At 30.7% G+C, this 26,281-nt stretch carries 30 protein-coding genes and 1 tRNA gene; 16 read left to right on the forward strand and 15 right to left on the reverse strand.

What is annotated here, in order from left to right:
* Position 1: 1 nt before the first annotated feature.
* The gene (locus HA149_RS00635; RefSeq protein WP_209112092.1) at positions 2–1,204 is read left to right on the forward strand and encodes a lipid-A-disaccharide synthase-related protein; all 1,203 of its coding nucleotides are present in this window, start codon (positions 2–4) and stop codon (positions 1,202–1,204) included.
* On the forward strand, positions 1,197–1,466 hold the full coding sequence (locus HA149_RS00640; RefSeq protein WP_209112094.1) for a hypothetical protein: 270 nt from the start codon (positions 1,197–1,199) through the stop codon (positions 1,464–1,466). Before HA149_RS00635 ends, HA149_RS00640 begins: the two co-directional genes overlap by 8 nt.
* Here the strand turns inward: HA149_RS00640 and HA149_RS00645 are convergent.
* Positions 1,417–2,343 (reverse strand): TIGR01777 family oxidoreductase, encoded by a 927-nt coding sequence (locus HA149_RS00645; RefSeq protein ID WP_209112096.1) that lies wholly within the window; start codon positions 2,341–2,343, stop codon positions 1,417–1,419. The two genes, HA149_RS00640 and HA149_RS00645, sit on opposite strands and share 50 nt — an antisense overlap.
* Positions 2,344–2,479: 136 nt before the next feature.
* Between HA149_RS00645 and HA149_RS00650 the strand changes: the two genes are divergently transcribed.
* Positions 2,480–2,716 carry an NAD(P)H-quinone oxidoreductase subunit O gene (locus tag HA149_RS00650; protein ID WP_209112098.1) on the forward strand — a complete coding sequence of 79 codons (237 nt, stop codon included), beginning with the start codon at positions 2,480–2,482 and terminating at the stop codon, positions 2,714–2,716.
* A 10-nt stretch (positions 2,717–2,726) separates the two neighbouring features.
* On the opposite strand, the gene HA149_RS00655 is transcribed toward HA149_RS00650, so the two are convergent.
* Both HA149_RS00655 and cysK read right to left on the reverse strand, forming a co-directional pair.
* Entirely contained in the window at positions 2,727–3,404 is a 678-nt protein-coding gene (locus tag HA149_RS00655; RefSeq protein ID WP_209112100.1) for a J domain-containing protein, read from the reverse strand.
* Between the two features lie 16 nt (positions 3,405–3,420).
* A complete protein-coding gene (cysK, locus tag HA149_RS00660; protein ID WP_209112102.1) occupies positions 3,421–4,389 on the reverse strand; it encodes a cysteine synthase A in 969 nt (322 codons plus the stop codon).
* 154 nt (positions 4,390–4,543) lie between these two features.
* Between cysK and HA149_RS00665 the strand changes: the two genes are divergently transcribed.
* The 3 genes from HA149_RS00665 (at position 4,544) to HA149_RS00675 (ending at position 5,620) form a co-directional block, all read left to right on the forward strand.
* Positions 4,544–4,816, forward strand: coding sequence for a hypothetical protein (locus HA149_RS00665; protein WP_209112104.1), 273 nt, complete (start codon positions 4,544–4,546; stop codon positions 4,814–4,816).
* An 8-nt stretch (positions 4,817–4,824) separates the two neighbouring features.
* Positions 4,825–5,499, forward strand: a complete 675-nt coding sequence (locus HA149_RS00670) for an ABC transporter ATP-binding protein (protein ID WP_209112106.1) — start codon at positions 4,825–4,827, stop codon at positions 5,497–5,499.
* A 49-nt stretch (positions 5,500–5,548) separates the two neighbouring features.
* A tRNA-Asn gene (locus HA149_RS00675) sits at positions 5,549–5,620 on the forward strand.
* A gap of 206 nt (positions 5,621–5,826) precedes the next feature.
* Here the strand turns inward: HA149_RS00675 and HA149_RS00680 are convergent.
* Positions 5,827–6,009: a hypothetical protein gene (locus HA149_RS00680; RefSeq protein ID WP_209112108.1), complete on the reverse strand. Its 183-nt coding sequence runs from the start codon at positions 6,007–6,009 to the stop codon at positions 5,827–5,829.
* A 161-nt stretch (positions 6,010–6,170) separates the two neighbouring features.
* Here HA149_RS00680 and HA149_RS00685 point away from each other — a divergent pair, with 161 nt between their 5' ends.
* Positions 6,171–6,488, forward strand: coding sequence for a hypothetical protein (locus HA149_RS00685; protein ID WP_209112110.1), 318 nt, complete (start codon positions 6,171–6,173; stop codon positions 6,486–6,488).
* Positions 6,489–6,892: 404 nt separating this feature from the next.
* On the opposite strand, the gene HA149_RS00690 is transcribed toward HA149_RS00685, so the two are convergent.
* From HA149_RS00690 to HA149_RS00700, 3 genes are all read right to left on the reverse strand, one after another.
* A complete protein-coding gene (locus HA149_RS00690) occupies positions 6,893–8,542 on the reverse strand; it encodes a sulfotransferase family protein (protein ID WP_209112112.1) in 1,650 nt (549 codons plus the stop codon).
* Positions 8,543–8,623: 81 nt separating this feature from the next.
* Positions 8,624–8,719, reverse strand: a complete 96-nt coding sequence (locus tag HA149_RS09670; RefSeq protein ID WP_209113896.1) for an AlpA family phage regulatory protein — start codon at positions 8,717–8,719, stop codon at positions 8,624–8,626.
* A gap of 243 nt (positions 8,720–8,962) precedes the next feature.
* Positions 8,963–9,322, reverse strand: a complete 360-nt coding sequence (locus HA149_RS00700) for a DUF7326 family protein (RefSeq protein ID WP_209112114.1) — start codon at positions 9,320–9,322, stop codon at positions 8,963–8,965.
* 404 nt (positions 9,323–9,726) lie between these two features.
* Between HA149_RS00700 and HA149_RS00705 the strand changes: the two genes are divergently transcribed.
* On the forward strand, positions 9,727–10,509 hold the full coding sequence (locus HA149_RS00705) for a response regulator transcription factor (RefSeq protein WP_209112116.1): 783 nt from the start codon (positions 9,727–9,729) through the stop codon (positions 10,507–10,509).
* Here HA149_RS00705 and HA149_RS00710 read toward each other — a convergent pair.
* Genes HA149_RS00710 through HA149_RS00720 form a run of 3 tightly spaced genes read right to left on the reverse strand, consistent with a single transcriptional unit; the run spans position 10,506 to position 14,404 of the window.
* Positions 10,506–11,474, reverse strand: coding sequence for a DNA polymerase III subunit delta' (locus HA149_RS00710; RefSeq protein ID WP_209112118.1), 969 nt, complete (start codon positions 11,472–11,474; stop codon positions 10,506–10,508). The genes HA149_RS00705 and HA149_RS00710 overlap by 4 nt on opposite strands.
* Positions 11,471–12,109 carry a dTMP kinase gene (tmk, locus tag HA149_RS00715; RefSeq protein ID WP_209112120.1) on the reverse strand — a complete coding sequence of 213 codons (639 nt, stop codon included), beginning with the start codon at positions 12,107–12,109 and terminating at the stop codon, positions 11,471–11,473. Before tmk ends, HA149_RS00710 begins: the two co-directional genes overlap by 4 nt.
* Entirely contained in the window at positions 12,110–14,404 is a 2,295-nt protein-coding gene (locus HA149_RS00720) for a heavy metal translocating P-type ATPase (RefSeq protein ID WP_209113898.1), read from the reverse strand.
* Between the two features lie 120 nt (positions 14,405–14,524).
* On the opposite strand from HA149_RS00720, the gene HA149_RS00725 reads away from it, so the two are divergent.
* Positions 14,525–15,046, forward strand: a complete 522-nt coding sequence (locus HA149_RS00725) for a photosystem I assembly protein Ycf3 (protein ID WP_162512861.1) — start codon at positions 14,525–14,527, stop codon at positions 15,044–15,046.
* Between the two features lie 4 nt (positions 15,047–15,050).
* On the opposite strand, the gene radA is transcribed toward HA149_RS00725, so the two are convergent.
* A complete protein-coding gene (gene radA / locus HA149_RS00730; RefSeq protein WP_209112123.1) occupies positions 15,051–16,403 on the reverse strand; it encodes a DNA repair protein RadA in 1,353 nt (450 codons plus the stop codon).
* A 107-nt stretch (positions 16,404–16,510) separates the two neighbouring features.
* On the opposite strand from radA, the gene rpaB reads away from it, so the two are divergent.
* The 5 genes from rpaB to HA149_RS00755 are packed head-to-tail and all read left to right on the forward strand — an operon-like array spanning position 16,511 to position 21,263.
* Positions 16,511–17,257: a response regulator transcription factor RpaB gene (gene rpaB, locus HA149_RS00735; protein ID WP_075486978.1), complete on the forward strand. Its 747-nt coding sequence runs from the start codon at positions 16,511–16,513 to the stop codon at positions 17,255–17,257.
* On the forward strand, positions 17,258–18,664 hold the full coding sequence (gene plsX, locus HA149_RS00740; protein ID WP_209112125.1) for a phosphate acyltransferase PlsX: 1,407 nt from the start codon (positions 17,258–17,260) through the stop codon (positions 18,662–18,664).
* Positions 18,665–18,717: 53 nt separating this feature from the next.
* Complete coding sequence (locus HA149_RS00745) at positions 18,718–19,725, forward strand: beta-ketoacyl-ACP synthase III (protein ID WP_209112127.1); 1,008 nt, start codon at positions 18,718–18,720, stop codon at positions 19,723–19,725.
* Positions 19,726–19,740: 15 nt separating this feature from the next.
* A complete protein-coding gene (gene fabD / locus HA149_RS00750) occupies positions 19,741–20,637 on the forward strand; it encodes an ACP S-malonyltransferase (protein ID WP_209112130.1) in 897 nt (298 codons plus the stop codon).
* A gap of 5 nt (positions 20,638–20,642) precedes the next feature.
* Entirely contained in the window at positions 20,643–21,263 is a 621-nt protein-coding gene (locus HA149_RS00755; protein WP_209112132.1) for a lysophospholipid acyltransferase family protein, read from the forward strand.
* Positions 21,264–21,266: 3 nt separating this feature from the next.
* Here HA149_RS00755 and HA149_RS00760 read toward each other — a convergent pair whose 3' ends face one another.
* Together HA149_RS00760 and HA149_RS00765 are read right to left on the reverse strand one after the other, a co-directional pair.
* Positions 21,267–21,920, reverse strand: coding sequence for a molecular chaperone (locus HA149_RS00760; protein ID WP_209112134.1), 654 nt, complete (start codon positions 21,918–21,920; stop codon positions 21,267–21,269).
* A gap of 9 nt (positions 21,921–21,929) precedes the next feature.
* Positions 21,930–22,181, reverse strand: a complete 252-nt coding sequence (locus HA149_RS00765; RefSeq protein ID WP_209112136.1) for a Ycf34 family protein — start codon at positions 22,179–22,181, stop codon at positions 21,930–21,932.
* Positions 22,182–22,195: 14 nt separating this feature from the next.
* On the opposite strand from HA149_RS00765, the gene HA149_RS00770 reads away from it, so the two are divergent.
* Both HA149_RS00770 and HA149_RS00775 read left to right on the forward strand, forming a co-directional pair.
* On the forward strand, positions 22,196–23,413 hold the full coding sequence (locus HA149_RS00770) for a CCA tRNA nucleotidyltransferase (protein WP_209112138.1): 1,218 nt from the start codon (positions 22,196–22,198) through the stop codon (positions 23,411–23,413).
* Positions 23,414–23,471: 58 nt separating this feature from the next.
* Positions 23,472–23,891: an RNA recognition motif domain-containing protein gene (locus HA149_RS00775; protein ID WP_209112140.1), complete on the forward strand. Its 420-nt coding sequence runs from the start codon at positions 23,472–23,474 to the stop codon at positions 23,889–23,891.
* Here the strand turns inward: HA149_RS00775 and HA149_RS00780 are convergent, their stop codons facing one another.
* A complete protein-coding gene (locus HA149_RS00780; RefSeq protein WP_209112142.1) occupies positions 23,892–24,800 on the reverse strand; it encodes a phytoene synthase in 909 nt (302 codons plus the stop codon). It lies immediately after the preceding gene.
* A gap of 37 nt (positions 24,801–24,837) precedes the next feature.
* Positions 24,838–26,235 (reverse strand): 15-cis-phytoene desaturase, encoded by a 1,398-nt coding sequence (gene pds, locus HA149_RS00785; protein ID WP_209112144.1) that lies wholly within the window; start codon positions 26,233–26,235, stop codon positions 24,838–24,840.
* Positions 26,236–26,281: the final 46 nt, after the last annotated feature.

Genomic DNA, 26,281 nt, shown 5'->3' on the forward strand with positions numbered 1-26,281 from the left:
ATTGTTTAAAATTCTAATATTAAGTAATGGACATGGAGAAGATCTATCTGGCAGTCTAATAGCTAAGCAATTAGTAAAAAGTGGTTATTCTGTTCATGCTTTGCCAATTGTTGGTATAGGAAACCATTACGAAAAAGAAAAAATTAAGATTATCGGTAAAACTAAAGAATTTTGTACTGGAGGAATTGGCTATAATTCTTTTAAGGGAAGACTCACTGAGATATTAGGAGGAGAAATATTTTATCTTCTAAGAAGATTATATTTAACTTTTAAAATAAGAAAAAAATATGATTATTTTTTTGTAGTAGGAGATATTGTGCCAGTTTTTTTTGCATGGTTTTGTAAGAAAGATTTTTTTACATATCTAGTTGCTTATTCCAGTCATTATGAAGGAAAGTTAAAATTACCATGGCCTTCTAAATTTTTTTTGCTTTCGCAAAAAGCAAAAAAAATATATACGAGAGATTCCCTTACAGCTAATGATTTAACTTTGCAACTAAAAAAGAAAGTGTCTTTTTTAGGCAACCCATTTATGGATAAGTTTTTTCCTAGAAACAAAGAATTAAAGAAATCTGAATTTAGTATTGGATTATTTCCAGGAAGTCGATTCCCTGAGACTATAGATAATTTTGTTTTGATTTTAGAGGTCTTAGAGGTATTGTCAGATTTAAAATATTTTCAAAAAATTAAGTTTAATTTTGCAATAGTTAATGCTTTATCTTCATTAAAAATAAAGGAGATATTTCAAAAAAGAGGATGGTTAAAACTAGAACACATAAAAGATAATAATCTCTTGAAATTCCAATATAAATTTTTAGAAGTGAATATATATTGGAATAATTTTGAAAAAATATTATTGAAAAGTAGTTTCTGTATCAGTATGGCAGGAACAGCTGCAGAGCAAGCGATTGGATTAGGAAAACCGGTTATTCAGATTGAAGGTAAAGGTCCACAATTTACAAAAACTTTCGCAGAAGCGCAGAGACGTTTGCTTGGAAAATATATTTTTTGTGCCAGTAATTATAAAGATAAGAATGATCAAATCAATCAGACAATAGAATTGATCATAAAAATAATATATCTTATACAGCTAAATAAGAAGTTTATGATCTCATGTAATGAAAATGCCAAAAAAAGACTGGGTGAAAACAAAGCTTGTCTTAGAATGGTTGATGATATGAATATTGTTATAAAAAATGACTAAGGAGGATAATCAAAATAAGTTAAAACAAATTATTGATAATTTGTTATTAATAAATTTATTTACAGTCATTTTTTTTGCAATATTTTTTATTTTTGCAATCATCATGCAATTAAATGGCATATTTATTTTTATTAATTTCATTCAGATAGTTTGGAATCCTCTAGTAGTTCCATTGATAACAATTCTTATTATTGGTGCCTTAGTAAACGGTATTAATTCTTGGTGGAGGCATAAATTGCTTTCTCAAGAAGAGGATATTTAAAATTATAATTTTTGAGTTTACTGCTAATTACTTTTTGTCCTTCTAATACAACTTTTGCGCCATCTCCTAACAATATTTTTAAAACCGCTCCAGGCACTGGAAGTAAATTAGGTCTATTCAGACATTTGCCTAAAGTTTGAGAAAAGTCTCTCATTAATACTGGATTTGGTGCAACAGCATTAAATACTCCAGAATACTTTTTATCAACTAATGCTTGAATAATTAATGCACATAAATCAGATCTATGAATCCAACTCATCCATTGCTTACCATCTCCAATTGGTCCACCTAATCCAACTTTAAATATAGGAAGCATTTTTCCTAATGCTCCTCCATCTGCCTCTAGAACAATTCCAATTCTTAAAATAACTAACCTTGAGAAAAATGGTTTTTCAGCAGCGACCGCTTCCCATTTTTTGCAAAGATTAGCTAAAAAGTCTTTTCCTCCAATACTATTTTCAGTGAATTCACCAGACAAACTTGTACCGTAATAACCTATTGCTGATCCATTAATAATGACTTTTGGGTTTATTTTTAAATTTTTAAGGGTCTTCATCATAAATTTCGTGGTGTTAATACGACTATTTTCAATCTCCTGTTTTTGTTCAGAAGTCCATTTTTTTTCTGCTATGGGTTCTCCCATCAAATTAATAATTCCATCTGTCTCTGTTAAAATATTTAGAAGATTTTCGTTATTCCAATTTTTTTCTTTTGATAAATCTATTTGAAAAAATTTAAACTTATTGAAATCTAAATCAACCTTTAATTTACTTATGGGTTTTCTACTTATAATGTATATTTCGTGATTTTCATTGAGTAGTGTTGGTACTAATTCTTTACCAACAAATCCAGTGCAGCCAAGTAGTAAAAGACGCATATCATATAGATGTTTATTATTTAAGGCTATTAAATTTTTAAGACGTTTGTAATTATTATTCCGTTATCAATTTTTTTAAATATTTATCAAACAAGTTTTTGTATAATAAATTTCAAATAACTTGGTTAACTGTATTATGACAGATTCTATTCCAATAAGACCTCTCAAGAAAGGAAGCTTAGTTTTTGTCGATAGAGAAAATTATCTAAAAAGTATCGAGGCGCTAGCCAGTGATAAAGATCTACCTAATTATGTCTTTGAAGGTCCTGGAGAGATTCTTGCAGTCAAAGACGAATATGCTCAGGTTCGATGGCGCATGCCGGTTCCAGATGTCTGGTTGAAATTGGATCAACTTAAAGAATATATTCAATAAATTTTTATATTTAAAATTTTTTATTTTTTCTCTCTGCAGACATTTTTGATTGAATTCTTTTTGCTTCTTTTATCATTTCTTTGCCATCGAATAAGTAATCATCTACATATCCTTGTGTATATCTATCAAATTCAGATAGTGCATCTTTCACTTGTGAAAAACAATGATACAGATCGAGCCCTAAAGCTGCAATAGAGTTTGGAACAATTTTTTTATTATAAATTTTTTCAACTTTTTCTATTTTCTTTTGTGAAAGATTTATGTAGTTACAAAAATTCTCCATTAGTTGGTCATCATATGGATCCGCAGAAAGTTCTTTGATTTCGTTTTTTAAAGGTTTAATGATTTGGCTAATTGATCTATTGATCGGAGTGTAAATTTCTTTAATCCATGTTTCAACTTCTCTGTCTTTAATTGATGAATTATTTTTTTTTGAATTAAATTTCTCTTCCCAATTTTCATTTAATGAATCAAATGATGAACTGGAAGAGAAGAAATTTCTATCATATTTTTCTTTTTTGATAGGGTCCTTTAGAATCTCCCAGGCATTTTGTATTGCAAGAAATCGTTCTTTTTTTCCTCCTGCATCAGGATGATGTTGCTTAACTAAAGAACGATATGAAGATTTAATTTCACTTTTGGTTGCGTTTTGTTTGAGGCCTAATTCTTCATATAAATTCTTTTCCATTTTTATAAATTAGGAATTAAAGGTAACCATCTTTTCTCGCTTGAATAGAGGTATTGGATTCAAACATTGCCGTTGATAAATATCTTTCACCAAAACTTGGAAGAATTACTATCAATCTTTTATTAATTAGTTCTTTTCTTGCGCCGATTTTTATCGTTGCCGCTAAAGCTGCTCCGCTGCTGATGCCTGATAGAAGACCCTCTAATCGAGCTAATAAACGCCCATAATGAAATGCTTCATCGTCGTCTATTTTTATAATTTCATCAATCAATTTAGTATTAAGGACTTTCGGTACGAAACCTGCTCCTATTCCTTGAATCGAATGAGAACCTGCTTTTTCTCCAGAAATGACAGCGCTTTTTTTGGGCTCAACAGCATAAATTTTGCAATTTGGATTAACTTTTTTCAAAAAACGTGCGCAACCAGTAATTGTTCCTCCTGTGCCTACTCCCGTAACTAATCCATCTAAATTGGAATTGGATTGGGCCCATATTTCTTGAGCCGTTGTTTTTTCATGAATATCTGGATTAGCAAAGTTTTCAAATTGATTAAATTGATAGCTATTTGCAATGCTTGAAGACAACTCATTAGCTAAATCTAAAGCTCCTTTCATTCCTTCTCTCCCAGGTGTTAGCTGTAATTCAGCTCCATATGCTCTCAACATTGCCCTTCTTTCAATACTCATAGTATCCGGCATAGTTAATATCAATTTATAGCCTTTTGCTGCAGCAACCATTGCTAATGCGATCCCAGTATTTCCACTTGTTGCTTCAATTAACGTTGTTTTATCCGGTGTAATCAATCCTTCTTCTTCAGCTTTACATAACATTGAATAAGCGATGCGATCTTTAACGGACGCTGATGGATTGAAACTTTCTAGTTTTGCTATTATTTCAGGATAACAATTAAAATACTTTCTGATTCGATTTAATTTAACTAACGGGGTATTTCCAACTAGAGAAGTAATATCATTTGCGATTTCCATGGAATGATTTTTTAAATTGCAAAATTAAATCTCCTTTTTCCATAATAATTGTATTTAAAGATCTTTTATATAATTTTCTCAAAAGAATTTAATTTATAATAACTTTTTTTGTAAAAATATTTATAATTATGAAAAGTTGTATTTTATAAAGATTATGTTTTCGCTGGAACTAAGTATGAAATATTCACCTTTTCCACTTTCAATTCAGAAGAAAGAATTTGATGATGTTAAACGAATTTATGATGAAATAAAAAATTCTATGAATGAAACTTTAGAATCCACAAACTTGATTGAACTAAGGTGTGACAAAGTACAAAATAAATTAATTGCTGTCAGAGCTAAAGAAATCATTTCTGTTCAGATATATGAAAAATCATCTGTCGCAGGAGGAGCTAAAAGACCAGGATTTTCTCTCAACATAGATTGATAGAATTAATGCCAGATGTTCTTGAAAATGAAATACCTCATATTTATTTCAAAGATGTCACTTTTTCATATCCTGGGAAAAAAGAAAATTTAATTCTTAAATGTAATTTCTCTATAGAAAAACCTGGATTTTGGATGGTAGTCGGTAAAAACGGGAGTGGAAAAAGTACCCTTTTAAAATTAATTAATGGAATAATTAACCCCATCAATGGAGTCATACAATCTAATGCAAATATAGGGATGGTATTTCAAAACCCTGATCATCAAATATTGATGCCAAATTGCAGGAGCGAACTTCTCATCAATATTAACCAAAATATAAGTGATTATGAAATTAATAAAAAAATTGAATATGTTCTTGCTCAGGTGGGATTGAATGGTTTTGAAAAAAGGCCAGTTCACACCTTAAGCGGTGGTCAAAAACAACGCTTAAGTATTGCTTGCGTTCTTATTAGTAATAGTAATTTTATTCTTCTAGATGAGCCTACAGCGTTACTTGATCAAACCAGCCAATTAAGAGTTTTAAAAACTGTTAAAGATCTTACAAGTGACCATAAGAGACCTTTATCCGCTTTATGGATTACTCATCGTTATGAAGAATTAACTTACGCTGATTCAGTAGCAGAACTGAAAAATGGTTTTTTATCTAGCTGGCAAGAACCATCAAAATTTCAATATAATTAGATATTTTACTTGTCATAAGGCACTTTAAAGAGTTAAATTCATTTTATATTCCTCGGTAGCTCAGCGGTAGAGCGATCGACTGTTAATCGATTGGTCGCAGGTTCGAATCCCGCCCGGGGAGTTTTAAAGTCAAGAAAAGTCATGCTAAGTCACCTATTCGGTGACTTTTTTTGCCTATAACTACCTTCTCAGTGAAAAATGTCTAGACGAATAATGACACTATAGTGCAATTTTATTCGTCCAGTATTCGTCTTTTTATTCGTCTTTTAGTAAAAATATTCGTCCAGATTTTTAGTCACTTTTACTGCTATTTTCACGTTTTTATCCTCAGTCGCAATAAATTAAACAATTCTGATTAGTCGGATGTTTTCTACATTCCTTATCCCAAAAGTTTTGAAACTCAGGATTACATTTTTCTAGTTCTTGTGGAGTCTCATTCAAGTTTAACCCTGCATAATTAAATGCAGTTAGGTATCTTGGAAGGACATTGAATTGATTGAATAGTTTCATAAGACCTCCTAGATCTATATCTATATTGTCCTCCTATTAACTTGAAATTCATAGAGTATTATTACCCGAGTAGAAGTGCTTTGAGGTATCATCAAGAATTTCCATAAAAAATAAACTATCATTTATAAAATTAATTAAAAGAAAATAATCCTTGATATTTAATGTTGAGACTTCTTCCTCTACCAATTTTTATTTGCATTTATCTATTTTCTTGGTGGAGATGTAAAAAAAATATTATCGCTAGTGATAAGCAACTAAAACCATGCATTGATTGGGCATATGTAAAAAATTTACCTCTCCCACCAAAACCTTCATTTATCGAGTTTTATATTGTTTATGTTTCTTCTTTTTTTAAATTCCCCTTTGGGATAATTGTTCAACAACTACCTTTCTCAAAGAAAGTAAGATATTACGAAAGAGAAATGAAATTAATATTTGATAAATGGAATTTAGAAAAAATTAAAAAAATAAAAAACTAATTTATTCGTCAAAATATTCGTCCATTTTCTAATTTCTCTCTTATATGTCATGACAAATCGCGTAATATCAAGACTTATTTTGTTAAACTCACTACCGCCCGGGGAATTCAATATAAGTCTTATAAGACAGAAAAAGACCCAGTAAGGGTCTTTTTTAGTGTTTTTTTATTAAAAAATTTCTATTTTTGAAAATGGTGGGGAAATGGTGGCGAAGTAATTTATAAATGGTGGGAATATGGCAGTGAAATTTACCTCTTTCTTCGATTTTCTAGGTTTACTTGAAATAAGGGGAGTAAGGCAATAGCAACTAAAAGTTCGCATTAGGAGAGCGATTTTAAAAAATTAACTATCACTAGAAAATTCTAAGGTTAATTCATCGAATCGAAAAATACACATCAAAAATACTATTCATCTAATAGTTTCTTATATTTCTTATTTTTTATAATTATTTTTATTGCAGGATTTAGCATCTTTTTGTAATTTTTCCATCCCTTTTTTGACCTTGAGTTAATTGGGGAACGCACTTCTACACTGCTAGCAGTCAGAACGGATCTTTCGCTTAAATGATGTGATAAATATGATTTGTTCCACTTCCAACCTAACCAATTGATTAGAGATTCTACTTCTTTGGTAGGGTTTTCTACCAACAAATCATAGTTTAAATCGTATATTTTACTCCTGAATTCCTTCTTATAATTATCCATTATCTCCTCTTGGTTATTGTAAATCAATGCACAATCAATGATTGAAGATGAATAATTAATTCCAGATTTAAAATTTGCTCTAAACATGGATAAAATATTATCTAGAGGATTGCGGAAACAATGTATGATTTTTGCATTTGGAATTTCATTTGCAATTATTCCAGCATATTTGTAATTTCCTAAATTTTTATTTGTAGTAATAATGTTTATATACCCCAACCCATTAAGCTTTTTTAAATAAATCTCATTTAATGGCAACCCTTCAATATTTTTTTTGTAATTTTTAAATGATTCTTCAAGAATATTAACCTCTCCTAATGGAGTAACTTTAGGATTCATACTCAAGATATTCTCTATTAGAGTTGAACCACTTCTTGGCATACCCACAATAAAAATACATTCAGGGGATTTTGCTGAAGATTTTCTATTTATTTTTTTTTTGTTGCACTCTAATAATAGTTTTTTTGATTTTTTATAAAGAATCTCTCTATTTGAGGGTTGAATTTTTAGTTTCAATTCATTTGCTGAAATGAGAAATTTAGAACTTTCTTCATAGTTTTTTTCTTTGTGACATATATTTGCTCTAGCGAAATAAATATCCACTAAATCACTTCTTGATTGATTTTTTAAAATATCTTTCGAGAATAGATATTTTTTCCAATTATTGTCATCAGAATAATTCAGGGATGAAAGAGAAAAATATGCTTTTGCATAATCCGGCTTGATTTCAATCGCTTTGAGAAAAGATATTTCTGCTTCTTTTAATTTTCCAAGATTGGTAAATACTATGCCAAGACTATATTGTGCATTATAAAAATCTGGTTTTATTTCAATCGCTTTGAGAAAAGATATTTTTGAATCTTCTAACTTCCCAAGTTTGTTTAGTATAATCCCTAGATTGTAGTGAGCAGGAGCAAAATCGTTTTTTAGATTTATCGCTTTTCTTGTTGATATTTCTGCTTCTTTTAATTTCCCAAGTTCTTTGAGAATCCCACCTAAATTTGCATGGGTTTCAAATGAATTAGGATTTAATACGATTGTTTTACGAGCAAATATTTCTGCTTTTGAAAATTTTTGAAGTTTTAGCAAAATATTAATAATGTAAAAGTAAGCATTCAAAAAATCTGGTTTGATTTCTATAGTTTTGAGAAAACATTTTTCTGCTTGGACTAATTGACCTCCGTTAAATAGAATTAATCCATAATTAAAGTAAAGAAAAGGGTTAATAAAACCAATTTTTATAAGAGATTGATAAATTTTTGATGCTTCTGAAATATTACCCTTCTTTTGAAAATTGATTGCTTTAATAAATATTTCTTTGTTGGTGTGCACTATTTTCTTATCAATCATATTTACTGCACAAAAATTGTATTTCTAATTTATCAGAAAAATTTACTAATTATTCCTTTGATTCTCTATCCATTTATCAATTTAATACTTCATAAAAACCATTCTTCTGGGTGATATTTTAACTTTTGGAGGAAATTTTCCTCTTTTGATTAGGCGATTAATTGTTGATACTGAAATTCAAAGAAGTTATGATAGTTCTTTTACTATTAATCTAGTTATTTTATAACAAATTACTAAATAAGGGTTATTTGTTGAAAATTAGTTTTCATAGATATTTGTATTCTAATATCTGTTGTAGAAATATTGTTCTTGGCTGTATTTTTTCTTTTAAAATCTATAAATTCTTTAATTGATTTTTAAGTTTTATCTAGTCAAGGTAAAACTTTTTTGTATTGTATAAATTATACATATTAGGAAATTCTAATCAGCCCACATATCCGTTTTCTCTTGATCTGAGTTATTTCTCTTAAGTAATTCTATTCTTTGTTTCTGAGAATCTATTTCTGTTTCAAGAACTTTTTTCTCGTCAATGTATTTTGCTTGTATTTCTAGGATAACTATCTCAAATTGCTCTCCAAAAAAATCTGATATTTCACTCCAAGCTTCTATTTCTTCTTCTTTGTCGATAGTATCGTTTATCTGATGAGAAATAATTTCTAGTACATATTGTTTAAGATCTTGATGACTCATCGATTCAACTTTTTTTTGAATATATAATTCTTTAAGTTTTTCTAGTTGTTTTTTTGATAAATCAGAATAGATAATTGACTTCTTTTTCATAGATATTTAAATTTTTTTTAATATAGACAAAATTATTACTATAACCACTCAGAATAAATTAAAAATTTAAATTCAGTTAAATCCTCTTTGAAAACTGAGAATCACTATTTAATTTTATTTTCAGATACCTTTGCCTATGGCAATTTGAATTCGATATTTTTTCAAAAAAAATCAATATCTTTTCTAATTTTCCTTTGATTGTTAAGAAAAAGTAAATAGAATCGAAAGAAATTGTAAAATTTAAACTTTTTTAAAAATTTGCAATTTCTCTCTAATACCTTGTCATCATTAAGTTAATTCATAAATTGAATTGATAAAAATGTTTACACTAATCCAGCAATCTTAATAAATTCTTGAGAGAATCTTATTACTAAAACTTTATTTTAATTTAATAGTCAATCAATATGAAAATTTCAATCCTCTTGATAGAAGATGATCGTGATATGCGTGATTTAGTGGCTAGGCATTTAGAACATTCTGGTTTCGATGTACAAAAAGCTGAAGATGGCATTAAAGGGCAGGCGTTAGCTCTTCAATACTCACCAGATTTAATACTTTTAGATTTGATGCTGCCAAGTGTTGACGGGTTAACTTTATGCCAGCGACTTAGAAGAGATGAAAGAACATCAAATATTCCAATTCTAATGATAACTGCTTTAGGTGGCCTTAAAGATAAAGTGACTGGATTTAATTCTGGAGCAGATGATTACATCACTAAACCATTCGATCTAGAAGAATTACATGTTCGCATAAAAGCATTACTAAGAAGAACCAATAGAGCACAATTGAATTCTAGTAACCAGCAAGAAATATTGAATTATGGACCTTTAACTCTTGTTCCGGAAAGATTTGAAGCTATATGGTTTAAATCTCCTGTTAGATTAACGCATCTTGAATTTGAATTGCTTCACTGTCTTTTGCAGAGACATGGTCAAACTGTATCGCCAGCATTAATTCTTAAAGAAGTTTGGGGATATGAACCTGACGATGATATTGAGACAATAAGAGTTCATATTAGGCACTTACGCACTAAATTAGAACCTGATCCACGTAAGCCTACATATATAAAAACTGTTTATGGTGCCGGATATTGTCTTGAGTTACCTATTGGTTCTCAAGTTGAAACTGCTAGGCAAGAGTTTATTCAAGCAAGAAATCCTGATTTAATAAATTCTGTACTAGATTAATCCAATATATCTTCCATTGAAATTTTTAATAAAGTAATTTCCCAAGCCAACCTTGGTTGAATGTTTTTTCTTAAAAGATATTTTAAATTTTCAAGTTTTTTAACTAAACTAATATTTTTTGTCTTTCTCCACCAAATAGTTTGAATATAATTGGCTAAGCAAATCTGTTGATATATTTCTAATGTTTCAGATATTAATTTAGATCTTTCTAGAATTTCCAAACTATTTTTCATTGGAGAATCCAATTTACTTATAATTTCATCTGAAAAATCATTCAAAATTTCAATATTTTTTAATAATTTATTTGGGGATCCATTTGCAGAATTTATTAAATCATCCAATTTTAATTTTTTGTTAATATTTAATTTAGAAGTATCTAAATAATCTTTCAAAATAGACTTTATTTGTTTACTAGAAAAGGATCGAAATCTGACAATTTGACATCTTGAGATGATCGTATCTAAGAGAAGGTTTAATTTAGATGTTAATAAAATAAAAATGCCATTACTAGGTTCTTCTAAGGTTTTTAAAAGGCAATTTGAGGCTGCTTCATTTAAAAGGTGTGCATCAATAATTAAAACAATTTTTTTTTCTGAGTTTATTGATTTCTGACCAAGAAAAGTTTTGATATTACGTATTTGAGCAATCTTAATAATCTCAGATCCACTTTTTATTTTTTTTTCAAGATCGGAACTACTTGAACTTTTTGTGGCTAAAAGTGAATCAGGTTCGATAATTAGTAAATCAGGATGGTTATTGTTGGTAATTTTCTCTTCAATATTCTCTGAAGGTGTTAATTGTTTGAAAATCTCTTTTATAAATCGAAAAGCAGTTTGCTTTTTCCCCACTCCTTCAGCACCATAAAATATATAACCATTAGCAAATGATTTGTTTTTAATTATGCTGTTAAGGCAGATATTGACTTCTTCATCAAATAAAAAATTATTTTTTTTAACCTCAATCATTTGTTATTAGAAAAATTCTTTAGTATGGTTTGTCTAATTTGATTAGAAATAGTTTCAACATTTTGTGAGGCAGATATCACTTCCCATTGTTTTTCTTTGGCAATTAGTTTGAATCCTTCATTTACTTTTTCTAGAAATCTAATACCTTCTGATTCCATTCTATCTGGGATTTCATGTTTTCTTCGGAATATACTCTCTTCTGGAGAAATTTCTAAGAAGAAAGTTAGATCAGGAGACTTTCCTTGACACACAATAGATTCAATATTTTTAATTATTTCTAAATTTATATTTCTTCCATAACCTTGATAAGCCAGTGTGGAATCAGAAAATCTATCACTTATTACCCAATCATTCTTATTTAAAGCAGGTGAAATAATTTTTGAAACGTGTTCCGCTCTATCAGCTGAATAAAGCAATAATTCCGCGAGCGATGAGGGTTTGTTATTTGCATTATTATCAAGAATCAGTCCTCTAAGTTTTTTTCCTAATAGGCTGCCTCCAGGCTCTCTAGTTGTGATTAATTTAGACCCTTTCTTTATTAGACCACTATTAGGTAGCCATTTAGATAGTTCATCTATTTGGGTAGTCTTACCACATCCATCAATACCCTCAATAACGATAAATTTTCCTTTCATTTAATCCAAAGATAAAGCATTAATTACAACTGTAATAGAGCTAATAGCCATCAATAATGCTGCAATTGAGGGAGTGAGAAGAATACCGTATTTAGGGAATAAAAAGCCCGCGGCTAAAGGTATAGCGAGTAAGTTGTAACCAAAAGCCCATGTTAGATTTTGCTTTATTTTTCTTATAGTTTTTTTTGCAAGATTTAAGGCGTAGGGTAATCCATTGAGTTGATCTCCCATCAATACTACATCTGCATTTGCCTTGGCTATTTGAGTCCCCGATCCCACTGCAATTCCTAAGTCTGAGGATGCTAAGGCTGGGACATCATTAATACCATCACCAATCATTGCTACTTTATTATTAATTTTTAAATTTTCTATAGTCTTTAGCTTCATTTCAGGAAGAAGATCCCATTTTACTTCTGTTTCTTTACAACCAATTTTTTTTGCTAAAGCTAAAACTGTTTGTTTCCTATCTCCACTTAAAATATTAATTTTAAATTTGTTTTCTCTCAAATTTTGAACTGTTTTAATTGAATCATCTCTGAGTAAATCTCCTAGCAAAATAAAGCCTAATAACTTATCTTTGATACTTACTCCAATGATAGTGTTCGTTTTTGTTTCTTCATTTTCGATTACTTTTTTTGCATCACTATCAATAATTATTCCTTTGCTTAGTAGCCATTCAATATTTCCAATATTAATAAGTCCATCAATTGACTCAAGTTCTCCAGAAATACCTCGACCTGAATGTGTGAAAATTTTTTTTATTGGAAATAAAATTAAATTTTGCTTTTTTGCCTCTTGAATTAAAGCATCCGCAATTGGATGTCTGCTTTCCTTTTCTAAACTGGCAGCTATTCTTAATAAAAATGAATTGTCATCATTATTTTTATAATTAACAATAAAAGGCTTACCTTTTGTTAAAGTACCTGTCTTGTCAAAAATAATGTGATTAATTTTTGAAGCCATCTCTATTTTGTCCCCACCTTTAAATAAAACCCCTTTTTTTGCTGCTTTACCTGATGCGACAGTGATTACAGTTGGAGTGGCTAAACCTAATGCACAAGGACAAGCTATTACTAAAACAGCAATTGACAATTGAATTGCTAAACTCAGGTAATTTTCAGCATTACTACCAAGCGAACTATGCAGTGTATGGCTTGAGTGAGCAATGAATTCATGTTTATGACTTAATAAATCAGGCCATATGCTTCTTGCCCCCTTCCACCAAAAGAAGAAAGTTAATGTAGAAAAAATAAGTACAAAGTAAGTAAATTTGCCTGCAATTTCATCAGCAATTCTTTGAATGCGAGGTTTTCTAGAGTTTACAGACTCAATAAGATTTACTAGTTTTGCAAGAGAAGAATCTCCTCCGACTTTTTGTACTTTAAGTCTAAGAGTTGAATTAAGATTTAAAGACCCGCTAGATAGATTCTCGCCTTCTTTTACTTCGATAGGTTTGGATTCTCCAGTAATATGTGAAACATCAACATATGAGTTGCCTCTGGTAACAATGCAGTCAGCAGGTATTCTGTCTCCTGCTAAAACTTGAATCTCTTGATCAGGTCTTAAAGTGTTTACTCTTATTGACTTTATTTGATTGTCTTCTGTGTAGATATTTGCCATTTCAGGTTGAAGATCTAATAATTCTCCAATGGATGAACCAGTTTGATGTCTTGCTCTTTCTTCTAAGAAACGCCCAATCAGTATGAAGCCTAAAAGCATAACTGGTTCATTAAAAAAACAAGGAAAACCAGTGGCTGGAAATATTAAGGATAGAAGACTTGTTGCATATGCGCTTATTACTCCAAGAGCGACTAAAGAATCCATATCCGGATGGTTCTTAATAAATGATTTAAATCCATTAATAATTATTCCTCTGCCAGGAAATAATAGAGCTAAAGTTGCTAATGAAGCATGAAAAAATATATTCCCTAATATTGGAAAATTTATATATCTTCCTTCTGCTAGATGACCTAAACCTGAAAATAATAAAAGTAATAGGGCAAAAGTTAGTTTTTTCCATTGATTATTCCACTTCTTTTTTTTTTTTAATTCTGCTTTATTTATTTTTTTTGAAAAATCATTTATGTAAATCTTTGATGGGAAACCATTTTCTTTTAGATTTTCGAGAACTGTTTCTATTTCTATATGTTTCTTGGTAATTTCAAAATATGCACTTTCAGTAAGCAAGTTAACAGAAACATTTTCAATACCCTCAGAATTATTCAATATTTTTTCAACAGTACTAACACAACCGCCGCATTTCATTCCTGTGACGTTTAATTGAATGCTCTCCATATTTTTCACGATAAAAGCATATTAATGCTTAACTTTATTTTAACTATAATAATAAATGTAATAGACTTTTTAAATAGTTATTTTTTAAATTACTATATTAATTTTATTAAATTTAGAGCAGTGCCTAGTAATCAAAACAGAGACAATTTTATTGATAAAGCTTTTACTGTAATTGCTGAATCTATTGTAAAAATAATGCCTATCGCTGAGAAAGAAAAAAAGGCATATATTTATTATAGAGATGGCTTAGCTGCACAAAATAATGGGGATTATTCGGAAGCATTAGAGTATTACAAAGAGAGTTTACTTCTTGAAGAAAATAAAATTGATAGGGGTGAGACTCTAAAAAACATGGCAATTATATATATGAGTAACGGTGAAGAGGATTTATCTATTGAAACTTATGAAAAAGCATTACTAGAAAATCCCAAACAGCCATCATGCTTAAAAAATATCGGTTTAATTTATGAAAAAAGGGGAAGATATGCTGAGCAAAATGGTGATTTAGATCAGAGAGATATTTGGTTTGATAAAGCTGCTGAAGTCTGGTCTAAAGCGGTGAGACTATATCCAGGTGGGTATCTAGATATTGAGAATTGGTTGAAAAACTCGGGCAGAAGCTCAATTGATATGTACCTTTGATTTTTTATTTTGAAAAAGAATAATCAACTGCTTCTTTAATATTGGATATCTCTTTGATATTTATTAAATTTTGAAAATTATTATTTAGTTCCTCCTCTAGTTTTGGGACTATGATATTCTTGATACCTAATCTTACTGCTTCTTCAATCTTTGTTCGAAGGTTATTCGATTTTCTAACTTGACCGCTCAAACCCAATTCCCCAATAAATGAGGTACTAGCTAAAGCAGGAATATTTTTCAAGCTTGATAAAATTGATATTGCTACACCTAAGTCAGATGAGGGATCATTAATCTCAAAACCTCCACCAGTAGCAATATAACAATCAAATTCAGATAATTTTATCCCCACGTGTTTTTCAATAACAGCAAGAATTTGATGCAACCTATTTATGCTAATTCCAGTTGTAGTTCGTCTTGGATTACTGTAGAAAGTTTTATTTACCAGTGCTTGTATATCAACTGCTAATGGTCGAGTGCCTTCATTTGTAATCGTAGTTGTTACACCTGAAATATTTTCTTTATTTGTAAAAATTGAACTTGGGTTTTTTATCTCTCTTAAACCTTCTTCAAGCATTTCAAAAATTCCAATTTCAAAGGTCGATCCAAATCGATTTTTTATACTTCTTAGTAATCTATGAGATGAAATATTATCTCCTTCAAAGTTTATTACTGTATCAACTAAATGCTCAAGAGTTTTAGGGCCAGCTAACGCACCATCCTTGGTTACATGACCAATTATTAGAAGCGCAATATTATTGTCTTTGGCTAGATTTTGCAACTCAGACGAACATGCTCTAACTTGAGAAACCGATCCTGGCGAACTTTCCATTTCATGATTGTGGATGGCTTGAATACTATCAATAATTGCGAAACTTGGATTTACACTTTTGATCTCTTCAATAATTAGGGATAAATTTGTTTCTGCAAAAATTTTTAAATCAATACTGTTTTGATTTAATCTTTCCCATCTAATTTTTACTTGTTCTAGGGATTCTTCTGCAGTTATGTATAAAACTTTCTCATTTAGAGATATTTTTCCTGCTGATTGAAGAACTATTGTGCTTTTACCTATACCTGGTTCTCCTCCAAGTAAGACAACAGATCCAGGTACTATTCCACCTCCAAGAACTCGATCAAATTCTCTAAAACCACTTGTAAATCTTGATATTTTTTTTGATGAAATTTCATTAAAAGAGATAGATTTCTTATTATTTTTAATATTTTGATGTCTAGATCTCTTGCTTTTAATTTCTTCTACAATCGAATTCCATGAGTTGCAGTTAAGGCATTTCCCAAAGTATTGAGAAGTTTCAGTTCCGCAATTTTGACAAATAAAAGTCGATAATTTGCTAGACATTTAGTTTTTGAATAAAGTATTAGAACTAGAATGTTTGGGATATTGCCCCTCTACAAGTTAGATTAGGATAATAATTAATTCTCTTACTGATTAGCTAATAGAAACAAATGGCTCTATCTAGTCAAACTAAAGAAACAATTCTTGTCGCAGATGACGAGGCAAGTATTAGAAGAATTCTGGAGACGCGCCTCTCCATGATTGGCTACAAAGTCGTAACTGCAAGTGATGGTAAAGAAGCACTAAAGTTATTTAAAGATTATGACCCTGATTTAGTCGTGCTTGACGTTATGATGCCAAAATTAGATGGCTATGGAGTGTGTCAAGAATTAAGGAAAGATTCTGATGTTCCAATTGTTATGTTAACTGCATTAGGAGATGTTGCAGATAGGATAACAGGTTTAGAATTAGGGGCTGATGATTACGTCGTAAAACCATTTAGCCCAAAGGAGTTAGAAGCTAGGATTAGGTGTGTTCTGAGAAGAATCGATAAAGAACAAATCCCTGGAATGCCTAATTCAGGATTGATTTTGGTTACAGATATAAAAATTGATACAAATCGAAGACAAGTTTTTAAAAGTGATGAGAGAATTAGGTTAACTGGAATGGAATTTAGTCTTTTAGAGCTTTTGGTAAGTAGGTCAGGAGAGCCATTTAGTAGAGGAGAGATTTTGAAAGAAGTTTGGGGATATACACCTGAGAGACACGTTGATACAAGAGTAGTGGATGTTCATATATCAAGATTAAGATCAAAACTGGAGGCTGATCCCGCAAATCCTGAATTGATATTAACAGCGAGGGGCACAGGATATCTTTTTCAAAGGATTGTAGATATTGCTCCTTTTGATGGTAAATAAATGGGCAAAGAAAGTGTGCAAAAAATTAATAAGCCCAGAGCTATCAGAAGATTAGTTATTTGGTACAAAAGAAACTCTGCTGTAACTTCAATAGTAGATACTGCTGCTAGTTCTGCGGTGACGGCTAGTAATGTTGCGGGTAATGTAGTTTCTGGTGCTGGTTCTGTTGTGAGCACAGCTAGTAATGTGGCGAGTAATGTTGCAGGTAATGTAGTTTCAAGCGCTGAATCTGTTGTGAATACTGCCAGCAGTGTTGTTTCAAATGCTAGTTCAATAGCTAAAAATACATTACAGCCATTAGTTTTTGACCCATTAAAAAGATTACAAAATAATGATAATATTTTAGATAGGGTAGAGGAATCTCAATCTAAAAGAATTTGGATCGCAGTTGATGGTATGGGTGGAGATTATGCTCCTGGTCCAATTCTTGAGGGTTGCCTCGAAGCAATAAGTAGATTTCCAATAAATATAAAGTTTGTCGGTAAAATTGAAAAAGTTAAAGATGCAGCAGAAAAAACTGGTTTAGCAGAAATATTAGGAAATGAAATTGATAATAATCGTCTTGAATTAATTGATAGTGGAGAGCCTATTGGGATGAATGAAGAAGCTACTGCAGTTAGAAAAAGGAAAAATGCAAGTATAAACGTTGCGATGGATTTAGTGAGAAATAATAAAGCTGAAGCTGTCTACTCAGCTGGTAATTCAGGAGCCATGATGGCTTCTGCCATATTTAGAATTGGAAGATTGAAAGGAATTGATAGACCAGCTATAGGAGCATTATTTCCAACAAGGGATCAAACTCGCCCGGTATTAGTTTTAGATGTTGGTGCAAATACTGATTGTAAGCCATCTTATCTGCATCAATTTGCTCTTCTAGGTAACATTTATGCAAAAGATGTCTTACAAGTAAAAAAACCAAGAATTGGCCTTTTAAATATTGGAGAAGAAGAATGCAAAGGTAATGATTTATCCCTAAAAACATTTGAATTATTATCTTCTGAAAAAAGTTTTCATTTTGGAGGTAATTGTGAAGGGCGAGATGTATTATCAGGTAGTTTCGACGTAGTAGTCTGTGATGGATTTACTGGAAATATATTATTGAAATTTCTTGAATCTGTGGGAGGGGTTTTATTAGATATTTTGAGATCTGAGCTGCCACGTGGAAGGCGGGGGAAAGTTGGTTCAGCTTTTTTAAAAAGTAATCTACTCAGAATTAAGAAAAGGTTAGATCATGCCGAACATGGAGGAGCTTTATTACTTGGGGTGAATGGAATTTGCGTTATTGGTCATGGAAGTAGCAAATCTTTATCAGTAGTTAGTGCTCTTCGCTTGGCTCACTCCGCAGTGAATCATGGTGTTATGGACAATTTAAATCAACTTCAAAAGCTTCAAGTTTTAAATTCATAAAACATATTGAGTCAAATTTATGTTTGACTAATATAAGTAACTAAAAAACTCTTTTGGAAGGAATAAATTTTAATCAGATTGGAGTATCATTCAAGGGGAGCGGAAGTTATGTACCTGATCAAATTCTGACTAATCAAAAAATTAGTCAAAAGGTTGATACAAGCAATGAATGGATAAAATCTAGAACGGGCATTTCTGAGAGAAGAATCTCTAACTTAGGAGATAATGTTACTGAGATGGGCTATAAGGCGGCTCTAACTGCTATAGAAACGGCTAATTGGGATATTAAAACGATTGATTTGATTGTTTTAGCTACTTCTACTCCGCATGATTTATTTGGATCAGCGCCATCCATTCAAGCTAAATTAGGGGCAGCTAATGCTGTGGCTTTCGATTTAACTGCGGCATGTAGTGGTTTCTTATTTGCCTTAATTACAGCCTCACAATTTTTAAAAGGGGGTAGTTTTAAAAGAGCTATTGTTATAGGAGCAGATCAACTATCAAGCTTTGTTGACTGGAATGATAGAAGAAGTTGTATTCTCTTTGGAGATGGTGCAGGTGCATTAGCAATTGAAGCCACTAATCAATATGATAATTTAATTGGTTTTGATATGAAAACTGATGGAGAAAGGGGTTCTTTTCTTAATCTCCCATCAAAAAATAATAAGGATTCAATAATTGATAATATTGATTTCTCAAGTGGAGCTTTTTCTCCAATTCAGATGAATGGGCAGGAAGTGTATAAATTTGCAGTGAGAGAAGTTCCGATAATTCTTGAAAAGTTGTTCAAAAAAATGAATTATGCTTCCGATGAAGTTGATTGGCTTGTATTGCATCAAGCTAATCAAAGGATATTGGATTCTGTAGGAGAAAGGTTAAAAATTCCTGGAGAAAAAATTCTTAGCAATTTAGAAAAATACGGTAACACTTCAGCAGCAACAATTCCACTTGTGATGGATGAGGCTATTAGAGACAATAGAATTAAACAAAATGATATTATTGCAACAAGTGGTTTTGGTGCTGGGTTAAGTTGGGGTGCAGCCCTCATTAAATGGGGTTAAAAAAAAAGGAGCATTATGACAGTTGCATGGGTATTCCCTGGACAGGGTTCGCAAAAAATTGGAATGGCAAAACAAATTGAAAATTTGCCCAACACAAAAGAGAGGTTTAGTTATGCATCTGAAATATTTGAGAGGAATTTATTTGAAATTTGTGAGTTAAATACTGAATCAACAAATCCTCTTATTGATTTAAATAACACAAGAAATACACAAATTTGTCTTTTTTTAGTTGAATCAATTTTATTAGATGCATTAAAGGAAAATGGATTTAAACCAACTTATGTTGCTGGCCATAGTCTGGGCGAAATAACTGCACTATATTGTGCGGATGTTTTTCCATTCGAAGATTGTGTTTCTCTAATCAAAGAAAGGTCTCAATTAATGGTAAATGCTGGGAAAGGATCTATGGCAGCAGTAATTGGTTTTGATAGAAATCAACTTGATCTATTAGTACAAAAAATTGATGATATTGTAATTGCTAATGACAATAGCTCTTCCCAAGTTGTCTTATCAGGATCTACTGAAGCATTAGATAATTTATCGAGAGAAATTACTTGTAAAAGATTCTTGAAATTAAATGTTTCAGGTGCATTTCATTCACCATTCATGAATGAACCTTCATCAAAATTTTCTGAGTATTTAAAACAGATTAAATTTAACAATCCCTCTTTCCCTGTCATAAGCAATTATGAACCTTCTCTTTGTAGTGATCCAAACGAGCTTAAAATTAGATTAGAAAATCAAATGTGTAATGGAGTGAGGTGGCGCGAAACTATGGATTTAATGGCAAAAGATAGTGATCTACATATTGTTGAAATTGGCCCTTCTAATGTATTAAGCGGTTTAGGAAAAAGACATCTTAAAGATGTAAAAATTTCTCAAGTTTCATCTTCAGATCAAATATCTTATTAATTTGTATGAAAAATGATAATATACAAAAATTAATCTATGAATTAGTTAGCACGCTTTTTGTATTTCCTATTTATAAATTTTTATTTAAAGGTCAATTAATAGGTAGAGAAAATATCCCGAAAAAAGATTCCTTTATCATGGTCTCTAATCATGGTTCTTTATTTGACCCTCCTTTGTTAGGCCATGCCCTTGGACGTAATATATCTTTTATGGCCAAGGCAGAGCTTTTTAAAATTCCTTTTATCGGCTTTATTATCAAGGCTTGTGGAGCGTATCCTGTAAAAAGAGGTATTGCTGATAAAAATACAATTAAAACAGCATGTAAAAAATTATCAGATGATAATTGTATTGGAATTTTTATTGATGGCACTCGTCAAAAAAATGGTCGAGTGAATAAGCCCAAACAAGGTGCAGCATTATTAGCCTTTAAAAATCAAAAATTATTATTGCCTGTTGCAATAGTTAATTCACATAGACTAATAAGATTTAAATTCTTCATTCCTTTATTTTCAAAAATAGTTATTAAAGTGGGAAAACCTGTTCAACCTCCACAAAGTTCATCAAGAGATGATCTGAATTCTGTAACAATGCACCTTCAAGATAATATTAATAATTTGATTGGATGAAATTTAGTTAATTGGAGAAATAGGGTAAAGAGGCAAAACTTTTCTCCAAGAATTTACATTTGAATTTAATAAATTTTTATTTGATAAATCTAATAGTTCTTTTAAATCTTCTTTATCATCATAAGTAGCCTCAAAAGAAAGTTTTTTACTCTCAAGTTCTTTGACAAATTTTGGCAAAACTGTTTCTCGAATGACTAGATCCGAGGAGTTTTTTTCGTTATGACAAATTTCATATTTCCCTACAATAAAACCCTTCCGTTTTAATTTTTTGTAAATCCAGAATGATTTTTTGTTTGTAAAGATATTATTTTTTGATGCAATTCTTTTTGCAATTATTTCAAATGAACTAAAACCGTCTAGGGGACAATTTATTTGTTGTGAGATAGTTCTTGCTAAAACTACAATTAGTCGTGAAGCATTAAAATTTGCTGGCCCTATGCAGACAGATAACTTATTTATTTTTTGTAAATTTTCTTTGGAAATGAATTTGTTCAGATCATTAATTAAGTTGTTGCAAAGGTCATTATCAAATTTTTTGATAAATAATTCATCAGATTCAAGGTTATTGTTTTTTCTATACCCAAAGCCAAAAGAATTGTCTGTGCTATGAATCACTAATGCAGGGTAATTTTCTCTTTGTTTGAGTTTATTTGTCATCTATTACCTTTAAACAGGTAATTCCATACCTGGATTACACTTTGACCATTTACCAAATTCATTTTCAAAACTTTCACAAGATTGAACATCCCAATCAGTTTTATAATCACCATTATTATCTTTAACTATATTGACATGAATGAATGGTTTTTTTGCTTTAAAATCAGGTAGATCACAAATATGATCAACACCATGATTTTTCTCAACATCATGATATGTGATACATCTATCAACCCACTTACAGTTGATGCAAATGCACATAATTAATAAATAAAATGAAAAGTAGCATTCTCAAAGATCATACACTAATAATTGATGAATTAGAAAAAAGTATAAAACTTCATAATTTGGATTTAATATTAGGTTTTTTACCTAAAGGATCATATTTGGTTGGTGGTTACATAAGAGATATTATTTTGGGAAGAGAAATTGAAAAGGTAGATTTTGATATTGTGGTACCTTTAAATGCAATTGAAATTGGTAAAAAGATTGCAGACAATATTGGATCAAAATTTATAATTTTAGATGAAAAAAGAGAAGTAGGAAGAATTTTTCTTGATCATATTGATATTGATATTGCTAATCAGGTTTCAGCTACGATAGAAGGAGATTTATGTTCTAGAGACTTTTCAATTAATTCTATTGCTTTTTTATTTGATAAGAAGTGTCTGTTTGATCCACTAAATGGTCTTAAAGATCTAGAGATTTCTTTGCTTAGAACTCATTCTGAAAACAATTTACTAAATGATCCTTTACGAATATTAAGATGCTTTCGATTCGTTTCAGAATTGAATTTTAAAATTGATTTTAATTTAATTACTTTTATAAAAAACAATAAAGAGAAATTATATCTTGTTGCTAAAGAGAGGATTAATTATGAAATACAGAAAATAGTAAATGGAGCAAATGCTCGTGATGCGGTAATGATGTTGAAAAAAATTAATATATTTGGTTCTGATGATTTATATCAAGATTCTTTTTTTGTTGATTTAGAGAAAATTAGTTATTCGGAACTCAATCAAGAAGAAAAAGAGAAATTTTTACCATTGTTTTATATTGCCCAAATTTTGGATATTGTATCTTTAGAGAAGCTTCAATGCAGTAAAGCTGAAATTTCAAATATTAAGTTATTGAGAAAATGGCACTATTTTGTGAATAACAAAAATATCTCTCAGTTAAATGAATTAGATAGATTTAAATTACATCAAGAATTAGAACTGTTTCTTCCATCTTTTATTTTTTATTTACCTAACAATTTGCGCTTTGATTGGATGAAAAGATGGCGTAACAAGGAAGATAAATTATTTCATCCCTCAAATTTACTTAATGGTGATGTAATTAAAAAAAATTTGAAAATAGAGGATGGGCCTATATTAGGAGAGCTTTTACAGTATCTTTCAAAGGAGCTTGCATATGAGAGATTGAATAATTTTGATGAAGCTATTTATAAAGCAAAGCTATGGATTGAACAAAATGCGCCAAAATGTGATTAAATACACATAGCTTAGTTTTGTTTAGGAGTTCAGACTTCAAAATTATTTTTAAAAATTTATGAGTATTCGTATTTACATTGGCAACTTACCACAAGGATTTAATCCAAAAGAATTTGATAATCTTTTAAAATCAATATCTGATTCCATAAGATTTAAAGCAGTTTTAGACAAGGAAACGAAAGAATGTAGAGGGTTTGGTTTTGCGACAACTAATAATGAAGACAATGCTAATTTATTAATTCAAAAATTAAATGGTTTTGAATTTAATGGTTCTAAATTGAGAGTAGAGCTATCAGAAAAGAAAGATTCTGCTTCAAACAAAAGAAATAGCGAAAAATTTAACAAGAATAAGAAGAGGAAAGACTTTAAAAAAATTGTTCATAGTGATGCTCCTAACTTGGAAGCTCCTGATCCAAGATGGGCTGGTGAACTATCTAAATTAAAAGATTTGTTGGCTAATCAAAAGACACCTGCTTAGTTATTTAATTCGAGAAATTAAAAAAGATATTGGAATCTCTAGAGCTTTTACTGAATTTTTTACAAAAGCCCTATTATTAAAAACATCATAATCTAATCTTTCAATAGAATCTAATATTCCTCTATAAAGACGTAATGACGTCCATACTGGCCACCTTGCGTCAGAAGATAGCCACTTAATACCATCTTCAGACTTTTGGAACCATTCGCGAGCTCTTGTTAATTGAAAGTTCATCAGTGCTTTCCACTGATTGTTTATTTTTCCTTGTAAGAGTTCTTCTTCAGAATAATTAAATTTTTCAATGTCCGCTTGCGGGATATAAATTCTTCCTCTGTGCCTATCTTCTCCCACATCCCTTAATATATTTGTTAATTGATTCGCTATTCCTAAAGCTATAGCTGCTTCAGACGGGTCAGGTACAGCACTCCATGGGGCTGATGTATACGCGCTATCAATCCCCATTACATTCTGAGTCATTAAACCAACAGTACCTGCGACTCTATAACAATAGAGTTTTAATTCATTAAAGTCTTTATATCTAAATTTATTAAGATCCATTCTCTGGCCATCTATCATGTCTAGATAAGGTTGAATGCTTTGTGGATATTTCTCAATGGTATCTGATAGAACAGAGTCTAATTCAGATTTAATATTACCCTTAAATATATTTTTAGTATTTTCTTCCCATTCATCTAGATTGTCTGAAAGCTCATCTTGCGACTTAGTTGAGGCTTCTACGCTATCCATTATTTCATCTGTTCTTCTACACCAAACATAGATAGCCCAAATAGCTTTTCTCTTTTCTTGTGGTAGCAGAAGAGTTCCCAAGTAAAAGGTTTTAGCCCATTCTTGAGTTTCTTTTCGGCATATCTCATATGCTTGATCTAGTTGAGAAATTGAATTTTTCAAGAATTTTTAGCTGTATTTAAGAATTTTGTAAATGTTCTTAAGAAACATTTTGAGGGGTTTTGGAATTCTCATTATTGATTGATTCCGCGCATAATTTACCACTTAAAACAGCTCCTTCCATAGATGCTAAATATTTTTGCATTGTATAATCTCCAGCTAAGAAAAAGTTTTTTATGGGAGATTTTTGGCTAGGTCTGAAATCTTGGCATCCAGGAACTGCCTTGTAGACAGATCTTGGAGTTTTAACTACTTTATATTTTCTTAATTTTGTCTTATCGTCACCCATGAAATGTGATGGGAATAATTTTTTCAGTTCTTCCATAGTTGCATCAACAATGTCTTGATCACTTCTATTTATCCAATCTTTAGCTGGTGCGAAAACTAATTCAAGCATTGATCTATTTGGATCTTCGTATTCTTTGCATGTAATACTCATATCTGCATAAACACTAAGCAGTGGAGATCTGCTAAATAGTAGATGGTCAATGTCTGTTAATTTTTTGTCAAACCACAAATGAATATTAATGACTGGCACACCATTTAAGCCATCTAATTTAGAAAAAGCATCTAAACCTTTCCATTGTTTAGGGATCATTAATTTAAAGAGATCTACAGGCATTGCACTTACATAAGCATCGGCAATTAGTTCTTTCTTTTCATTGTTATCTAAGGAGGCAATTGTAAAGCTTTTAACAGTGCTGTCTTCATTAAGATTGATTTGCCTCAATGGACTGTTCATATGAACTTCTCCGCCACGAGCAGTAATATAATCAACCATTGGTTGGCAAAGTCTTTCTGGAGGAGCTCCATCAAGGAATGCCATTTTGGAACCATTTTTTTCTTGCAAAAATCTGTTTAATGCAGTTAATAAGACTGTAGATGATATTTCATCCGGCCCAATGAAATTTAAAGCTTTACTCATTGCTATGAAAACTTCATCGTTAACTCTTTCTGGGATATTGTGTTCTTTTAGCCAATCAGTCCATGATTTCGTATCACATTTTTCTAGGTACTTTTGGCCTCTCAACATTGCAGGCACTAAACCTAATCCAAACAGGATTTTTTCGTTCCATGAAAGCATATCGTTGTTTCTAAGTATTGCTGAAACTCCATTTATAGGAGCAGGTATATCTGGAAAGTCAAATCTACTATAAGTTCCAGGCTCTGATGGCTGATTAAAAATCATTGAATGACTTTTCCATTGCAGTCTTTCTTCAATATCTAATTCCTTGAAAAGTTGTAACATATTAGGGTAGGCTCCAAAAAATATATGCAAACCAGTTTCATACCAATCTCCATCTTCATCTTTCCATGCGGCAACTTTGCCCCCTAGAACATCTCTCGCTTCCAGTACAATGGGAATGTGTCCTTTATCAACTAAATATTTTGCACAGGAAAGACCCGCTAAACCAGCACCAGCAATTACAACACGCATTATTAAATCAAGAAATAAATTAACACTTACTAATAAGCTACATTAA

It is taken from the genome of Prochlorococcus marinus XMU1406, from assembly GCF_017696055.1.
GTDB lineage: Bacteria > Cyanobacteriota > Cyanobacteriia > PCC-6307 > Cyanobiaceae > Prochlorococcus_A > Prochlorococcus_A marinus_W.

Excerpts from the sequence above, each read along its gene's own strand:
- HA149_RS00640 (WP_209112094.1), top strand. The coding sequence starts at position 1,197 with ATGACTAAGGAGGATAATCAAAATAAGTTAAAACAAATTATTGATAAT.
- HA149_RS00645 (WP_209112096.1), bottom strand. The coding sequence starts at position 2,343 with ATGCGTCTTTTACTACTTGGCTGCACTGGATTTGTTGGTAAAGAATTA.
- HA149_RS00650 (WP_209112098.1), top strand. The coding sequence starts at position 2,480 with ATGACAGATTCTATTCCAATAAGACCTCTCAAGAAAGGAAGCTTAGTT.
- HA149_RS00655 (WP_209112100.1), bottom strand. The coding sequence starts at position 3,404 with ATGGAAAAGAATTTATATGAAGAATTAGGCCTCAAACAAAACGCAACC.
- cysK (WP_209112102.1), bottom strand. The coding sequence starts at position 4,389 with ATGGAAATCGCAAATGATATTACTTCTCTAGTTGGAAATACCCCGTTA.
- HA149_RS00665 (WP_209112104.1), top strand. The coding sequence starts at position 4,544 with ATGTTTTCGCTGGAACTAAGTATGAAATATTCACCTTTTCCACTTTCA.
- HA149_RS00670 (WP_209112106.1), top strand. The coding sequence starts at position 4,825 with ATGCCAGATGTTCTTGAAAATGAAATACCTCATATTTATTTCAAAGAT.
- HA149_RS00680 (WP_209112108.1), bottom strand. The coding sequence starts at position 6,009 with ATGAAACTATTCAATCAATTCAATGTCCTTCCAAGATACCTAACTGCA.
- HA149_RS00685 (WP_209112110.1), top strand. The coding sequence starts at position 6,171 with ATGTTGAGACTTCTTCCTCTACCAATTTTTATTTGCATTTATCTATTT.
- HA149_RS00690 (WP_209112112.1), bottom strand. The coding sequence starts at position 8,542 with ATGATTGATAAGAAAATAGTGCACACCAACAAAGAAATATTTATTAAA.
- HA149_RS00700 (WP_209112114.1), bottom strand. The coding sequence starts at position 9,322 with ATGAAAAAGAAGTCAATTATCTATTCTGATTTATCAAAAAAACAACTA.
- HA149_RS00705 (WP_209112116.1), top strand. The coding sequence starts at position 9,727 with ATGAAAATTTCAATCCTCTTGATAGAAGATGATCGTGATATGCGTGAT.
- HA149_RS00710 (WP_209112118.1), bottom strand. The coding sequence starts at position 11,474 with ATGATTGAGGTTAAAAAAAATAATTTTTTATTTGATGAAGAAGTCAAT.
- tmk (WP_209112120.1), bottom strand. The coding sequence starts at position 12,109 with ATGAAAGGAAAATTTATCGTTATTGAGGGTATTGATGGATGTGGTAAG.
- HA149_RS00720 (WP_209113898.1), bottom strand. The coding sequence starts at position 14,404 with ATGGAGAGCATTCAATTAAACGTCACAGGAATGAAATGCGGCGGTTGT.
- radA (WP_209112123.1), bottom strand. The coding sequence starts at position 16,403 with ATGTCTAGCAAATTATCGACTTTTATTTGTCAAAATTGCGGAACTGAA.
- rpaB (WP_075486978.1), top strand. The coding sequence starts at position 16,511 with ATGGCTCTATCTAGTCAAACTAAAGAAACAATTCTTGTCGCAGATGAC.
- plsX (WP_209112125.1), top strand. The coding sequence starts at position 17,258 with ATGGGCAAAGAAAGTGTGCAAAAAATTAATAAGCCCAGAGCTATCAGA.
- fabD (WP_209112130.1), top strand. The coding sequence starts at position 19,741 with ATGACAGTTGCATGGGTATTCCCTGGACAGGGTTCGCAAAAAATTGGA.
- HA149_RS00755 (WP_209112132.1), top strand. The coding sequence starts at position 20,643 with ATGAAAAATGATAATATACAAAAATTAATCTATGAATTAGTTAGCACG.
- HA149_RS00760 (WP_209112134.1), bottom strand. The coding sequence starts at position 21,920 with ATGACAAATAAACTCAAACAAAGAGAAAATTACCCTGCATTAGTGATT.
- HA149_RS00765 (WP_209112136.1), bottom strand. The coding sequence starts at position 22,181 with ATGTGCATTTGCATCAACTGTAAGTGGGTTGATAGATGTATCACATAT.
- HA149_RS00770 (WP_209112138.1), top strand. The coding sequence starts at position 22,196 with ATGAAAAGTAGCATTCTCAAAGATCATACACTAATAATTGATGAATTA.
- HA149_RS00775 (WP_209112140.1), top strand. The coding sequence starts at position 23,472 with ATGAGTATTCGTATTTACATTGGCAACTTACCACAAGGATTTAATCCA.
- pds (WP_209112144.1), bottom strand. The coding sequence starts at position 26,235 with ATGCGTGTTGTAATTGCTGGTGCTGGTTTAGCGGGTCTTTCCTGTGCA.